The organism is Candidatus Sulfotelmatobacter sp. (assembly GCA_035498555.1).
Lineage (GTDB): Bacteria > Eisenbacteria > RBG-16-71-46 > RBG-16-71-46 > RBG-16-71-46 > DATKAB01.
In genome coordinates this window covers 16,195-30,842 of sequence record DATKAB010000060.1, presented here as the reverse complement: position 1 = coordinate 30,842, position 14,648 = coordinate 16,195, and the positions used below count along the sequence as shown (strand labels likewise).

Annotated in this window: 12 protein-coding genes; 11 read left to right on the top strand and 1 reads right to left on the bottom strand. The window is 70.0% G+C overall.

Features of this window, described 5'->3' with window-relative positions:
* The first annotated feature begins 39 nt into the window (after positions 1 to 39).
* The gene (gene murJ / locus VMJ70_05605; protein ID HTO90588.1) at positions 40 to 1,656 is read left to right on the top strand and encodes a murein biosynthesis integral membrane protein MurJ; all 1,617 of its coding nucleotides are present in this window, start codon (positions 40 to 42) and stop codon (positions 1,654 to 1,656) included.
* A 9-nt stretch (positions 1,657 to 1,665) separates the two neighbouring features.
* Here murJ and VMJ70_05600 read toward each other — a convergent pair whose 3' ends face one another.
* Positions 1,666 to 2,871: a hypothetical protein gene (locus VMJ70_05600; GenBank protein ID HTO90587.1), complete on the bottom strand. Its 1,206-nt coding sequence runs from the start codon at positions 2,869 to 2,871 to the stop codon at positions 1,666 to 1,668.
* A 322-nt stretch (positions 2,872 to 3,193) separates the two neighbouring features.
* On the opposite strand from VMJ70_05600, the gene bshC reads away from it, so the two are divergent.
* The 10 genes from bshC to VMJ70_05550 are packed head-to-tail and all read left to right on the top strand — an operon-like array spanning position 3,194 to position 14,627.
* A complete protein-coding gene (gene bshC / locus VMJ70_05595; protein ID HTO90586.1) occupies positions 3,194 to 4,819 on the top strand; it encodes a bacillithiol biosynthesis BshC in 1,626 nt (541 codons plus the stop codon).
* Complete coding sequence (gene bshB1 / locus VMJ70_05590) at positions 4,819 to 5,535, top strand: bacillithiol biosynthesis deacetylase BshB1 (protein HTO90585.1); 717 nt, start codon at positions 4,819 to 4,821, stop codon at positions 5,533 to 5,535. The genes bshC and bshB1 overlap by 1 nt, the downstream gene beginning before the upstream one ends.
* A complete protein-coding gene (gene bshA / locus VMJ70_05585) occupies positions 5,532 to 6,749 on the top strand; it encodes an N-acetyl-alpha-D-glucosaminyl L-malate synthase BshA (protein ID HTO90584.1) in 1,218 nt (405 codons plus the stop codon). Before bshB1 ends, bshA begins: the two co-directional genes overlap by 4 nt.
* A 2-nt stretch (positions 6,750 to 6,751) precedes the next feature.
* Complete coding sequence (locus VMJ70_05580; GenBank protein HTO90583.1) at positions 6,752 to 7,837, top strand: DUF1611 domain-containing protein; 1,086 nt, start codon at positions 6,752 to 6,754, stop codon at positions 7,835 to 7,837.
* On the top strand, positions 7,821 to 8,843 hold the full coding sequence (locus VMJ70_05575; GenBank protein ID HTO90582.1) for a dipeptide epimerase: 1,023 nt from the start codon (positions 7,821 to 7,823) through the stop codon (positions 8,841 to 8,843). The genes VMJ70_05580 and VMJ70_05575 overlap by 17 nt, the downstream gene beginning before the upstream one ends.
* A complete protein-coding gene (locus VMJ70_05570) occupies positions 8,840 to 10,270 on the top strand; it encodes an ATP-binding protein (protein HTO90581.1) in 1,431 nt (476 codons plus the stop codon). Before VMJ70_05575 ends, VMJ70_05570 begins: the two co-directional genes overlap by 4 nt.
* Entirely contained in the window at positions 10,222 to 11,229 is a 1,008-nt protein-coding gene (gene rsgA / locus VMJ70_05565) for a ribosome small subunit-dependent GTPase A (GenBank protein HTO90580.1), read from the top strand. The genes VMJ70_05570 and rsgA overlap by 49 nt, the downstream gene beginning before the upstream one ends.
* A 37-nt stretch (positions 11,230 to 11,266) precedes the next feature.
* Positions 11,267 to 12,490, top strand: a complete 1,224-nt coding sequence (locus VMJ70_05560; GenBank protein HTO90579.1) for a threonine synthase — start codon at positions 11,267 to 11,269, stop codon at positions 12,488 to 12,490.
* A complete protein-coding gene (locus tag VMJ70_05555; protein HTO90578.1) occupies positions 12,487 to 13,863 on the top strand; it encodes a nodulation protein NfeD in 1,377 nt (458 codons plus the stop codon). Before VMJ70_05560 ends, VMJ70_05555 begins: the two co-directional genes overlap by 4 nt.
* A complete protein-coding gene (locus VMJ70_05550; protein HTO90577.1) occupies positions 13,860 to 14,627 on the top strand; it encodes a slipin family protein in 768 nt (255 codons plus the stop codon). Before VMJ70_05555 ends, VMJ70_05550 begins: the two co-directional genes overlap by 4 nt.
* Positions 14,628 to 14,648: the final 21 nt, after the last annotated feature.

The window sequence follows — 14,648 nt, the reverse complement described above, 5'->3', positions numbered from 1 at the left end:
GGAAACCATGGCGCGGCACGCTAGCATGCGGTCCCGCACATGACAACGACCGGCAGCGAAGAAGCGCGGGTCGCGCGTAGCGCCGGCGTGGTCGGCGCGGCCACGCTGCTGTCGCGCGTGGCGGGTTTGATCCGTGATCAGGTGATGGCCTCGTTGTTCGGAGCCGGGTTCGCGACGGATGCATTCAACGTCGCGTTCCGTATCCCCAACCTGTTGCGCGATCTGTTCGCCGAGGGCGCGATGTCCTCGGCATTCGTGCCGACCTTCACCGAAGCGCACCTGAACCGCGGCGATCAGGCCTCCTGGGCGCTGGGCCGCCAGGTGATGGCGTGGCTGGCGGCGGTGCTCGGGACGATCTGCCTGCTGGCCGGCGTCTTCGCCACGCCGCTGGTGCGGCTGTTCGCGGGCGGGTTCGAGAAGATCCCGGGCAAGCTCGAGCTGACCGTGCTGCTCACCCGCGTGATGCTGCCGTTTCTCCCGATCGTCGCCCTGGCCGCGGTGGCGATGGGCATGTTGAACGCGCGCGGGCGCTTCGGAGTTCCGGCGTTCGCGCCCACGCTGCTCAACGTCGGCATGGTGCTGGGGGGGCTCGCCTGCATCCCGATCGCGACCGCGCTCGGGCAACCCGCCATCCTCGGCATGGCCGTGGGGGTGCTGATCGGCGGGGCGCTCCAGTTCGGCTGGCAGATTCCTTCGCTGCACGCGCTCGGCTTCCGGCTGCGCCCCGAGTGGCCGCGCCGCGACCCCGGGGTCCAACGGATGGCGTCGCTGATGGTGCCGGCAATGGTGGGCCTGTCGGCAACCCAGCTCAATCAGATGGTCAGCACCATCATCGCCACCCATCTCGAGCAGGGCAGCGTCTCGTGGCTCTACTATGCGTTCCGGTTGATGCAGCTGCCGATCGGGGTGTTCGGCGTCGCGCTCGCCACCGTGAGCATGACCGATCTGTCGCGCGCCGCGGTGCGTCAGGACATGCCGGGCCTGAAGCGCACGCTGTCGTCGACGGTTCGCCTGCTGTTCCTGCTGACGGTGCCGGCCGCGGTGTGGCTGGCGGTGATGGCCGAGCCGGTGATCGCGCTGCTGTTCGAACACGGCCGCTTCCACGCCCGCGACACGCTGCGTACCGCCGGCGCGCTCCGCATGTACTGCATCGGGCTGCCGGCCTTCGCCGCGGTCGGGGTGTTCACGCGCACCTTCTACGCTCTGGGCGAGACGCGGGTGCCGGTGCAGGCCAGCTTCGTCGCGGTCGCCATCAACCTCGGGCTCAACCTGCTCTTCATCGGCCCGTGGCGCGGGCTCGGGTTGGGCCACATGGGCCTCGCGCTCGCCACCTCGGTGACCTCGATCGGCAACCTCGTGCAGCTCGCGTTCTACCTGCGGAACCGGATCGGGCCGCTCGAAGGCCGGCGGATCCTCGGCACGCTGCTGCGCGTCGCGCTCGCTTCGCTCGGCATCGCGGCGCTGGCGGGCGGCATGCTCGTGCTGCTCGGCCGGCGCTGGCACCACGGTTGGACCGGCTCGGGGCTGACGGTCGCCGCCGGCGCCCTGATCCTGGTCGGGGCGGGTTACGCGTTCCTGCGCCTGCTCAAGGTCGAAGAGCTGGGAGCGCTGGCCGAGATTGGCGCCGCGTTGCGGCGGCGGATTGCGCCGCGCTGATCCCGGGGTTCAGGCCCTCGGGCGCGCGGCCTGATTCCAGAGCTGCGGAAACACCTGGAAGGCCCGCAGCCGCCCCGGCCGCCACAGGGTGCTGACCAGCTCGACGGCGAGCCAGATCGCGTACACGGCCACCATCTCCTCGCGCCAGTCCGGGCGCAGGAATTGCGCGACCCAGGCGGCGAGGAGACCGAGGGCCTCGTAGGCCTCGAAGGTGAAGTTGCAGAGGATCACGAGCCCGAGCGTCCCCTGGAGCAGCGTCAGCCACAGCTCGACGCGGTGCTCCTCGAGCGGCACCGACGAAGGAGCCCCCAGCGACAGCGAATAGACGATCGGGATCATCGCCGCCAGCACCGTCCATTGATTGATGTTGGAGCTGGCCATGTTCATCAGCGCCATGCCGCCCTTGCCGTGGGAGCGCGCCCAGTAGGTGGTGGTGACGAACTCCGGAAACTCGGAGAGGAAGGGGGCGACCCACTGCACGAACACGAACTGCGAAACGCCCAGCACCGTCGCCAGCGCCAGCGTGCTCTCGAGGAACGGATGCGCCACCAGGTAGAGGGCGCCGCCGCCGGCCAGGAACAGGGCGACGATCGTGACCGCGCGCAGCCGTGAAGGCAGCGACATCACGGCGCGCACCGGAGCCTCGGCGTCGTCCAGCGCCTCGCGTTCGCGCGACGGCAGGCGATTCAGGAACACGAGATACGATGCGTAGAGTCCGATCAAGACCGCCGCGTCCGCCAGTCCGATGGATCCGCGCGCGATGATCCAGACGAAATAGAGCAACGCCGGGGCGAGTCCGACCACTTCGGCCGCATGCTCCTCGTCGAGCCGGATCGGGTCCCAGAAGCGCTCGCCGTGGCTGCGCCGGGTGAACGCCGACACCAGCCAGATCGTCGGCCAGCCGAGCCCGGTCAACAGCCGCAGCGCGCCGGTGAAATTCGCGGTCATGAGCGGAATGTCGCGGTGCCAGGCAATCACCGCCTCGACGGCGAATTCCGGAAGCACTTGAACCCAGGCGAGCAGCGCCAGCGCCAGGCCCTGCGAGACGAAGAACTGGGCCGCCTCCGCGCCCCAGGCCACCACGAAGGCGCTGGCCAGGATCGAAGGAAAGGTCCACAACGCGTGCAGCGCCGAGCGTCGCACGTCATCGGGCATCAGGCCATTGGGATCCATGGCGGGCGGGCGATATTGTCGGAAGCGCGAGGAGAGCGTCAAGGATGCGGGCGATCCGGCGCCGAGTCGCGGCGCCCGGGGTGCCGGCGGGCGCGGTGGCGGCTGGCGAGCGCTTCGGGCTAGGCTCTGGCTGAGAATGCCCCGCGAGCACGCCGAGCGGGAATGACTGGCGGGGCAAAGCGCGAGGAGGAGACTGGCGGTGGCTCGGCTGTCGACGACTGGCAATGAAGCGCGGACGGTCATTCCCGTCCGGGCCCGTGCGGCATTCTCGAACAGAGCCTAAGATGCCGCCTCCGATGCTCCGTTGCCTCGAGGTTGCCCTTCGCCGGTCCGCTTTGCGCCCCTCGTGTCCGCCGTTGGCCGGATGAGCACGCGCACGCTCACCGTTCGCGCCCGGGTTCCGGCCTCGATCGAGCCGCCTTGGGACCGACTTTACGATCCGCTCGCGGATCAGATCGCGCGGGGCGGGGCGCTCGCGGTGCAACGATTCGCGACTCTGTGGTCCAACACCGGCGCGCTGCGCCAGCTGGCCGAACGCAAGCGCGGTCCGCTGCCGGCGGCGCTGGCGCGCGAGCTGCTCGAGCTGCATCGCCGTCTGGGTGCTTCCGGCGCCACCCTCGCCAATCTCGACCGGCTGGCGCGCGGAGAGGCCGTGGCGGCGATCGCCGGCCAGCAGCCCGCGCCACTCGGGGGTCCGCTGTACTCGCTGCACAAGACCGCGGCGACGCTGGGGCTCGCCATCGAAGTCGAGCGGCGCACGGGCGTTCCCTGCGTGCCGGTGTTCTGGATGCACGGCGAGGATTCCGATTTCGCCGAGATCCGCGGCGCCTCGCTCGCGGATTCCGGGCTGACCCTGCGCGAGCTGGCGCTGCCCGACGAGGCCCGCGTCGAGGGCGGGCTGGTGGGTCACATCGGGCTCGATTCGCTCCGCGCGCTCGAGACCGAGGCGATGAGGGTGTGGGCGGGGCTGCCGCACGTCGCCGAGACCGGAGGGCTGCTGGCCGCGGCCCGTCAGGGCGCTCGCGACTTCGGCGAGGCACACGGCGCGCTGATGCTGCAGTTGTTCGCCGGCGACGGCCTGGTGGTGGTGGACCCGCGCCTGGCTGCGTTCCGCGAGGCGGCGCGCCCGGTGATCGATCGCTATCTCGCGCGAGCCGACACGATCGGCGCACGCGTGCGCGCGGCCGGCGACGAGCTCGAACGCCGTGGCGCTCATCGCGCGCTCGCCGACAGCGCCCTCGATTCGTTCGTATTCGCGATCGAGAACGGCGTGCGCCGGAAGTGCGACCTGAACGAGGCGCTCGCGGATTCCAGCCGGCACCGGATGACTCTGAGTCCAAGTGTCGCCCTGAGGCCCGAGGTGCAAGACGCCGTGCTGCCGACGGTGGCGATGGCGTGTGGACCGGGCGAGCTCGCCTATCTGGCGCAGCTCCGCGAGGCCTTCGAGGCGCTCGAGGTGGTCCCGGCCTGTCCGGTGCCGCGGCTGTCGGCGACCTGGATGCCGCCGGCCGCGATCGAGCTGCTCGAGCAGGCGGGCGCCGATCCGTTCGCGGTGGTGGCGGACGCGGACGGTGTGCTGCGCGGGTTCGCCGAGCGCGAGGTGCCGGCGGGCCCGCGAGCGGCGCTCGAGCGTGCCCACCGCGCCACCCTCGAGGGGCTCGCCGAATTCGCCGACGCCGCGCGTTCGCTGGATCCCAGTTTGCCGCAGATGGTGGAATCGGCGCGCGGCAAGGTCGACTTCCAGTTCCAGCGGCTGCTCGAGGGGCTGACCGGCAAGGTGCGCCACAAGCTCGAGCGCCAGCATCCCGAATGGCTGCGCCTTCGCTACTACCTGTTGCCCGGCGACAAGCTTCAGGAGCGCCGCCTCGCCTCGCTGGAGGTGGTCGCGTATCGCGGGCGCGCGGTGGCCGACGAGTTGAAGGAGCTGGCCGCCGAGCACGCGCGCCGGCTCGCCGAAGGCGTGCTCGAGCACGCCGTGCTGGAGCTGTGATGGCGCTCGACGCGCTGTTCTTCGGCGCCCATCCCGACGACGTCGAGCTGACCTCCGCCGGGTTGGCGGCGCGGCTGGCCGCCCATGGCCACGCGGTCGGCATCGTGGACCTGACGCGGGGCGAGGCCGCGAGCCGCGGCACCGTCGAAGAGCGCGCGGTCGAGGCGCGCAACGCCGCGCGGGTGCTGGGGGTCACCGTTCGCGAGAATCTCGAGCTGCCCGACACCGGGCTCGATCGCCACTTGCGCGCCCAGCTCATCGAAGTCGTGACCGCGCTGCGCACCCATCGCCCGCGACTGGTGGTGGCGCCTTCCGCCGATGACGCGCATCCCGATCACGTCGAGGCCTCGCATCTCGTGGCGCGCGCCTGCTACCTGTCGGGTCTGGTCCGTTTCGCGGCGCCCGGCGAGCGCCATCGGCCATCGCGCCTGCTGTTCGCGTTGTATCGGAGCAGCGTGCGGCCGCATCTCATCGTCGATGTCAGCGAAGTCTGGGAGAAGCGCATGCGGGCGCTGAGGGAGCACCGGAGCCAGCTCGACCCCGACCGCGGGCCGACCACCTACCTGACGCAGCCCGGCTTCCTCGACGAGATCGAGGCGCGCGCTCGCGTGATGGGCGCGGCGATCGGCGCGCGCCACGGCGAAGGCTACCGCACGCGCGCCCCGCTCGGGGTTCACGACGCGCGCTTGTTGATCGGGGCGGGGGACGAGTCATGAGCGCGGGACGGCGGGTCACGCGATCGCGCGCGGCCGGTGCCGATGCGAGTCCGCGCCGACGCGGCAAGCCCGCGCCGCGCCTCGCCGGCGCGGTGCATCCGAAGCTGCGCATCGGCATCGTCTGCTATTCGCACTTCGGTGGAAGCGGCGTGGTGGCGACCGAGCTGGGCATGGCGCTGGCGCGCCGCGGCTGCGAGATCCACTTCATCGCGCATCGACTGCCGTTCCGACTGCGCGCCTTCGAATCCAACGTGTTCTTCCACGAGGCGATGCCGGCCGAGTACCCGGTGTTCGATCAGACTCCGGCCAATCTCGCGCTCACCACCAAGATCGTGGAGGTGGCCGAGCACTACAAGCTCGACCTGATCCATGTCCACTACGCGATGCCGTTCGCTACCAGCGCCTATCTGGCGCGCCAGCTGCTGCTGCCGAAGCAGCTCGGGGTGATGACCACGCTGCACGGCACCGACATCACGGTGGTGGGCGTGGAGCCAGCCTACTTCCGGGTCACCCAGTTCAGCATCCAGAACAGTGATCGGGTGACGGCGGTGAGCCGCTTCCTCAAGGACCGGGCCGAGGAGACCTTCGGGATCACGCGGCCGATCGAAGTGATCTACAACTTCGTGGATCCGGCGGTGTTCGCGCCGCGCCGCCGCTCGGGGCTGCGGCTGGCGCCACCCGAGTCGCGGGTGCTGATGCACGTCTCGAACTTCCGTCCGGTCAAGAACATCCCGCAGGTGATTCACATCTTCGCCGAGGTGCGCCGGCGGATTCCTTCCAAGCTCGTGATGGTCGGAGACGGGCCGGAAAAGGCCGGTGCGGAGCAGCTGGCGCGAGAGCTGCGGGTGGAGCGCGACGTCCTGTTTCTCGGAAATCAGGATTGCATGGAGGAACTCCTTCCGCTTGCCGATGTCTTTCTCCTACCGAGTTCCTCCGAGAGCTTCGGGCTGGTGGCGCTCGAGGCGATGAGTGCGGAGGTGCCGGTGGTGGCGTCCAACGCGGGCGGGCTGCCCGAGGTGATCGACCACGGCGTCACCGGGTATCTCCACGACTCGGGCCACACCGCGGGGTTCGTCAGCTCGGTGCTGCGCCTGCTGGAGAACGCGTCGCTGCGGCGCCAGATGGGCCGCGCCGGTAGACGGGTGGCGCGGGAGCGTTTCAACATCGACGAGATGGTGGGTCGGTACATCCAGGTCTACGAGTCGTTCCGCTGACGATGCTGGGCAGGAAACGCCGGCTGGTGCTGCTCGCGGAAGGTCACTTCGCGCCGGGAGAGGCGAAGACCGCGGTCGGCGTGCTGCGCTACCGGCCAGAGGAGGTCGTGGCCGTGCTCGACTCGACGCACGCGGGGCGCACCGCCGCGGATTGCGTGGGGGTGGGCGGCGGAGTGCCGGTGCTCGCCGAACTCGACGCGGCCGCGGCGCGCGGCGCGGATTCGATCCTGATCGGGATCGCTCCGCAGGGGGGCGAGCTTCCACCCGCCTGGCGCGCGCTGGTGAACGACGCGCTGTCGCGTCGCTGGGACGTGCTGTCGGGACTGCATGCGTTTCTCGGAGACGATCCCGAATTCCGCGAGCGCGCGCGGGCGAGCGGCGCCGCCATCCACGACGTACGCCGCCCGCCCGCCGGAAAGCCGGTGGCGGCGGCGCGCGCGGCCGGCCTCGACGCGCTGGTCGCGCTCACCGTCGGCAGCGATTGCAACGTCGGCAAGATGACCGCGGCGCTCGAGATCCGCGCCGCGCTCGAGGCTCGAGGCGTGCGCGCGGCGTTCGTCGCCACCGGCCAGACCGGAATCTTCGTCGCCGACCAGGGCGCCGCGATCGACGCGATCCCCGCCGACTTCGTGGCCGGGACGGTCGAGAAGCTGGTGCTCGAAGCGGCGCGCGACGCCGACATCGTGCTGGTCGAGGGCCAGGGCGCGCTCCACCACCCCGGCTACTCGGGGGTGACTCTGAGTCTGCTCCACGGCGCTTGCCCATCGGCGTTGATTCTCTGCCATCAATCCGACCACGCGCTGATCCACTACGGCCGGCCCGGGGATGCGCCTCGCCCGGTGGCGTCGCTTCCGGCGTTGGTGCGCGTGTACGAAAGCGCCGCCGCCTGGGTTCACCCGGCGCGCGCACTCGGCGTGGCGCTCCATACCGCCGCGCTCGCCGAGCCGGCGGCGCGCGCCGCGTGCGCGGCGGCGGCGGCCGAGACCGGGCTGCCGGCGACGGATCCGGTGCGCTTTGGTGCCGAGGCGCTGGCCCAGGCGTTGATCGCGGCCCTCGAGTCGAGGAGGCGACGTGCGACTTCGGCATGAGCCGCTGGACGTCCAGACCACCTTCGAGTTCCGCATCGCGGTGGGCGCTCGCACTCACCATGACAACACGCTGGTGCGGATCGAGCACGACGGGATCGAAGGCATCGGCGAGGCCTCTCCGTCCCACTACTACGGCGAGACTCGCGAGCTGGTCACGGCTGCGCTCGAAGCATGGGCGCCGCATCTCGGCGAGGATCCGTTCGCGCTCGAAGCGATCGAGCGGCGGCTGGCGGGTGTGCTGCGCGGCAACGCCGCGGCGCACGCGGCGATCGACATGGCCCTGCACGACTGGATCGGGAAGAAGCTCGGCCTGCCCGTCTGGCGGCTGCTCGGCCTTGACGCCCGCACCACGCCGGTGTCGTGCGTCACGCTCGGCATGGCGAGCCCCGATGAGATGGAGAAGAAGCTCGAGACCGTGCTGGATTTCCCGCGCATCAAGGTGAAGCTCGGCGGGCTCGGCGACGTCGACAATCTCAAGCGGATCCGCGCGCGCTATCAGGGCGTGCTGCAAGTGGACGCCAACACCGCGTGGAGTCCGGCCGAGGCGGTGCGCGTGCTCCGCCAGATCGAGCCGCTCGGCATCGAGCTGGTCGAGCAGCCCGTCCCGCGCGAGGATCTCGACGGCCTGCGCTGGGTGCGCGAGCGCTCGGGTATCCCGGTGTTCGCCGACGAGAGCTGCCACACCCTGCTCGATCTGGGGCTGCTGCACGGTCGGGCCGACGGCGTCAACCTCAAGATCATGAAGACCGGCGGGATTCGCGAGATGTTGCGCATGATCCACGCGGCGCGCGCGCTGGGACTCAAGATCCTGCTGGGTTCGATGGTCGAGACCAGCCTGGCGCTCTCGGCGGCCGCGCAGGTCGCGCCGCTCGCCGACTACCTCGATCTCGACGGCCACTGGCTGCTTCGCCACGATCCATTCCGCGGCGCGCCGCGCGAGCTGGGTCGCATCGTGCTGAGCGATCGGCCCGGACTCGGCGTCGAACCCGCCCGAGCGGGCGCATGAGCCTCAAGCTGCGCCTGTACGTCAGCGTGGTGGCGATCGCCGCCGGACTGCTGTTGATCCTGTGCGTGCCCGAGCGGCTCGAGGAGCGGTGGCCGCACTACGTGGCCTGGGCCGTGATCTCGGTGCTGTCTGAAACCATGTGGCTCGCCACGATCTCGAAGAGCGGCACCGTCAGCATGGCTTCGACCGCCAACCTCACCACCGCCGCGCTGTGGGGCCAGGCGCCGGCGATGTGGATCGCCGCGATCAGCACCCTGTTCGCCGTGGTATTCGTGCAGCGAAAGCCGTTCGTGCGCGCGATCTTCAACGCCGGTCAGATCACCATCACCATGTGGTTCGCGAGCGCGGTGTTCGGGTGGTTGGGTGGGATGCGTACCGGCATCGAAGGCCAGCAGCTCCAGTTGGGAACCGAGGCGCTGGCGTTTCGCCTCGCGCCCGCGTTCGCCGGGTTGTTCGTGGCCTACCTGCTGGTCAATCGCGCGCTGGTGGGTGTCGCGGTGGCATGGTCGAGCGAGCGTCCCTACCTGCGGACGCTGCGCGAGGACTGGTTCTACCCCGAGCGCCTGCTCGAAGATGCAGCGGCGTTCCTCTTGAGCCCCCTGATGGTGATCTCGTACGAGGCGATCCGCTACATCGGCGTCGTGCTGTTCTACGTGCCGCTGCAGATGCTCCACGAGTCGGCGCGCCGGCACCTCGAGCTGCGCTCCACGCAACAGCAGCTGATCCACACCGAGCGCATGGCCGCGAAGGGCGAAATGGCGGCCGAGATCGGACACGAGCTGCGCAACCAGCTGGTCGCGATCAGCGGGCGCGCCCAGATGCTGGCGCGCGACGCCGAGCGCCAGAGGTTCGACGACGTCGCCCGCAATGCCCAGATCATTCTCGAGCAGTCCAAGCGTATGGAGGGTCTGTCCAAAGGGCTGATGGATTTCTCGGCGGCCGAGCTCCACATCGAGCGCGTCGAGGTGAACGCGCTGGTGCAGCGCTCGATCGAGTTCGTTCGCGCCCAGAATCGCTTCGACGGGGTGGAGTGGGACATCCGGCTCAGCGAGCCGTCGCCCGAGCTGCGCGCCGATCCCGGCCAGCTCCAGCAGGTGCTGCTCAACCTGTTCATGAACGCCGCCGACGCCATGAAGGAGAAGACCATCGGCGACAGGATCATCGCCGTCACCAGCTCGTGGGACGAACGCACGCGCCAGGTGAAGCTGGTGGTCACCGATACCGGCAGCGGCATCGCGCCCTCCAATCTGGCCCGCATCTTCGAACCCCACTTCACCACCAAGGCCGAGGGCCATGGGTTCGGGCTCTCGACCTCGTATCGCATCATTACCAATCACGGCGGGCGCATCGTGGCCACCAGCCCGCCCGGTCAGGGCGCGTGCTTCACGGTGACCCTTCCGCAGAGCCGGGCCGGGGGCCTCGGCTGACCTCGGCGCTCCCGCTCCATGACGCGCTGGTGGTGCGCGTGGACTTCGGCAGCTGCGTGGTGCTCGACCCCGATGGCGAGCTGATCGAGGCCACGGTGCGCGGGCGGGTGATGGGGCCCAAGAAGGCGCTCGGCAACACCGTGGTGGTCGGGGATCGAGTCTGGATCGAGGAAGAAGCTGGCCGGCGGGTGGTGGAGAACGTGGCGCCGCGCCGGAACCAGTTCTCCCGCCGCGCCGCGGGCAATGAGCCGGCCGAACAAGTGCTGGCCGCCAATCTTGATCAGGTGGTGCTGGTGGCCTCGCTGGCGCATCCGGAGTTCAAGGCCGGCCTCGCCGATCGCGTGCTGGCGCAGGCCGAGCATTCGGGGATCCCGGCACGCGTCGCCCTCAACAAGGCGGACCTCGCCGAAGCCGGCGTCGCCGAAGACGTCGCGGTGGCCTACCGCGCCGCCGGCTATCCGGTGCACGTGCTGTGCGCGAGATCCGGTGAGGGCGTGGAGGAGCTCCGCCACTCGTGTCAGTCGAGGCGCAGCCTGATGGTCGGGCATTCCGGAGTGGGGAAGAGCACGCTCCTGAATGCGCTCGCGCCCGGCATCGACCTGATCGAGGGGCGCGTCAATCCCAAGACCGGCAAGGGGCGCCACACCACGACCGCCGCCTGGCTGTTGCGCCCCGCGCCCGATCTCGAATTGATCGACACCCCGGGAGTGCGCGCATTCGGCCTGTGGGGAATCGGCCCACGCGAACTCGAGCAGGCCTACGCCGAATTCCGTCCCTTCCTCGGCGCCTGCCGGTTCTCGGACTGCTCGCACCTGCGCGAGCCGGGCTGTGCCCTGCGCGCCGCAGTCGAGTCGGGAGGCATTTCGAGGCGGCGCTTCGAGTCTTACTTGAAGCTGCGCGACGAGCTGGAGCAGGAGCAGAGCCCGCAGCGGGGGCGCGAGGCGCGCGGCGAGAGGTGAGACCGGCGGCAATCCGGTCGAGTATCCTGTCCCGGCCATGAGTTCCGCTCCCACAGCCTTCCAGCGGCACCTGCTCTCGCTCGACTGTTCGCAGTGCGGCGCAAGCCTCGACCTCTCCAGGCCGCGCAGCGTCTGCACCTCGTGCGGGCGCCCGCTGGTGGCCCGCTACGACCTCACCCAGATCGGGCGCGAAGTGCGGCGTGAGGACCTCGGCCGATTCGGGTCGGATCTGTGGCGCTACCGCATGGTGCTCCCGTTCGCCCCGGAGTTCGCCGCCGTCCGGCTGGGGGAGGGCGGCACGCCGCTACTGCCTCTGCCGGGACTCGCGCGCGAGCTGGGAGTCCGCGAGCTGTGGCTCAAGGAGGAATCGCCCAACCCGACCCACTCCTTCAAGGCGCGCGGGCTCGCGCTCGCGGTCAACGGCGCCCTGGCCTTCGGGCTCAAGGGAATCGCGCTGCCCTCGGCCGGGAATGCCGGAAGCGCCGCAGCCGCCTACGCTGCGGCGGCCGGCCTCAAGTGCCGCATCACCATTCCGACCGACACTCCCGAGGCGTTCCTGATCGAGCAGACCGCCTATGGCGCCGAAGTCCGGCTCGTGCCTGGCACCATCTCCGACGCCGGGCGCGCGCTCGCCGAGTGGGCGCCGGCCAGCGAGTGGTGGAACGTGGCGACCTTCAAGGAGCCGTTCCGACTCGAGGGAAAGAAGACGCTCGGCTACGAGATCGCCGAGCAAACCGGGTGGAAGCCTCCGGAAGTCATCTTCTATCCCACCGGCGGTGGCACCGGGCTGGTCGGGATGTGGAAGGCCTTTGCCGAGCTGAAGGAACTGGGCTGGATGTCCGCGCCTGCGCCGCGGCTGATCGCGGTGCAGGTCCAGGGTTGCGCGCCGATCGTGCGAGCGTTCGAAGCGGGCGCCTCCACCGCGCGGCCGTGGGAGAACGCGGCGACGGTGGCGAGCGGGCTGCGGGTTCCCGCGCCGTTCGCGGACACCATGATTCTCGCTGCGGTGCGCGACAGCCGGGGCACCGCGGTGGCGGTGAGCGAGGAGGAGATGCTGGACGGGATGCTCGAGCTGGCGGGCGAGGAGGCCTGCTTTGCCTGTCCCGAAGGAGGCGCTACGCTGGCGGCGTTGAAGCGCTTGCGCGCGAGCGGTGAAGTGAAGAGCGAGGAACGGGTGGTGATCTACAACACCGGCAGCGGGCTCAAGTATCTCGACGCCTGGAAGCAGGCGCTGGCGCGCCGCGCCGAGGTGGCGCGATGAAGCTGCGCGCGCTCGCGCTGGTTGCATTGCTCGCATTCGCGGGCCCGGCGCTCACGAGCCCGGCGTTCGCCAGGACGATGCACCACGGCGCGGCCGCGGCGAAGCCCGCGGCGGTCCCTCCCGACACCGGTTCGATCACGCCCGCGCCGGAGACCCGGCCGCGCGTGCTGGTGGTGGACATCAACGGCGCAATCTCGCCGATCACCTCCGAGACGCTCGCCTCGGCGATCGATCGCGCCGAGCGCGAGAAGTATCGCGCGCTGGTGGTCGAGATCGACACCCCGGGCGGCCTGGTGTCGAGCATGCGCGAGATGGTGAAGAAGATGCTGGCCTCCCAGGTGCCCATCCTCACCTGGGTGGCGCCCGGCGGATCGCGCGCGGCCTCGGCCGGGGTCTTCATCACCATGGCCGGCGACGTCGCCGCGATGGCGCCCGGCACCAACATCGGCGCGGCGACCCCGATCGGCATGCAGGGCGCCATGGACTCGACGCTCGCCCACAAGGCCACCAACGACGCCGCCGCCTTCGCGCGCACCGTGGCGGCGCAGCGTGGGCGCAACGCGGTGTGGGCCGAGCGCGCGGTGCGCGAGGCGGTTTCGGTGAGCGAGGACGAGGCGATCCAGCTCCATGTCGTGGACCTGATCGCGAGCACGCTCCCCGAGCTGCTGGCCAAGGCCGACGGCCGCACCTGGCGCCGCGGCAGCGCCACCCACCGCCTCGAGGTGAAGGGGCTCGAATCGGATCGCATCGAGCCCGGCTTCCGCCAGCGGCTGCTGGGATTGCTCGACGACCCGAACGTCGCCTACATCATGCTGATGCTCGGCTTCTACGGGCTGATCTTCGAGCTGCAGAATCCCGGCGCCATCCTGCCCGGCGTGGTGGGAGGGATCTGCCTGATCCTGGCGTTCCTGTCGCTGTCGACGCTCCCGATCAACGCCGCCGGCATCGCGTTGATCGTGCTCGGCATCGTGTTCTTCATCGCCGAGATCAAGGTGACGAGTCACGGACTACTCGCCGCCGGCGGCGTGGTTTCCATGCTGCTCGGCTCGCTGATCCTGTTCCAGGGGGGCCCCAGGATCTCGTGGTCGGTGGTGATCGGCGTGACCATTGCCTCGGCCTGCTTCTTCCTGCTCGTGGTGGGAGCGGGGATTCGCGCACAGCGGCGTCCGGCCGCCACCGGCGCGCGGGGAATGGTGGGGACGCGCGGTCGAGTGCTCGAGCGGCTGGCGCCGCGCGGTCGGGTCGAGATCCATGGTGAGCTGTGGAATGCTGAGTCCGACGTTCCCGTGGAAGCGGGGAGTGACGTGGTGGTGACGGAAGTGAGACAACTCACGCTGCGGGTCCGCCCCGCGAGCCAGGAGGCGAGAGGATGACCCCGATTCTGGGACTGTTGCTGTTCCTGATCTTCTTGGTGCTGGTGATCCTTGCCAACGCCATTCGAGTGGTACGCGAGTACGAGCGGCTGGTCGTGTTCCGGCTCGGCCGGCTGTCGGGCGAGCGCGGACCCGGGCTGGTGCTGCTGTTTCCCATCATCGATCGGGCGGTCAAGGTCGGATTGCGCACCGTCACCATGGACGTGCCGCCCCAGGACATCATCACCAAGGACAACGTCACGGTGAAGGTGAACGCGGTGATCTACTTCCGCGTCATCGATTCCAAACAGGCGGTGGTTCAGGTCGAAAACTATCTCTACGCCACCTCGCAGATCGCGCAGACGACGCTGCGCTCGATCCTCGGCCAGGCCGAGCTCGACGAGCTGCTCTCCGAGCGCGAAAAGCAGAATCAGGCGCTGCAGCAGGTGATCGACCGGCAGACCGAGCCGTGGGGCGTCAAGGTGACCACGGTCGAAGTGAAGAACGTGGATCTGCCCCAGGAGATGCAGCGCGCGATCGCGCGCCAGGCCGAGGCCGAGCGCGAGCGGCGCGCCAAGGTGATCAACGCCGAGGGCGAGTATCAGGCCGCGGCGCGGCTGGCCGAAGCGGCGCAGGTCATCGCGCGCGAGCCGGCGGCCCTCCAGCTGCGCTACCTGCAGACGCTCGCCGAGATCGCCACCGAGAACAATTCCACCACCATCTTCCCGGTGCCGATCGACATGCTCAAGGTGTGGATGGGCTCGATGGAGAAGAAGGCGAGCTGAGCGCTCCGCGGCCGGACGGAA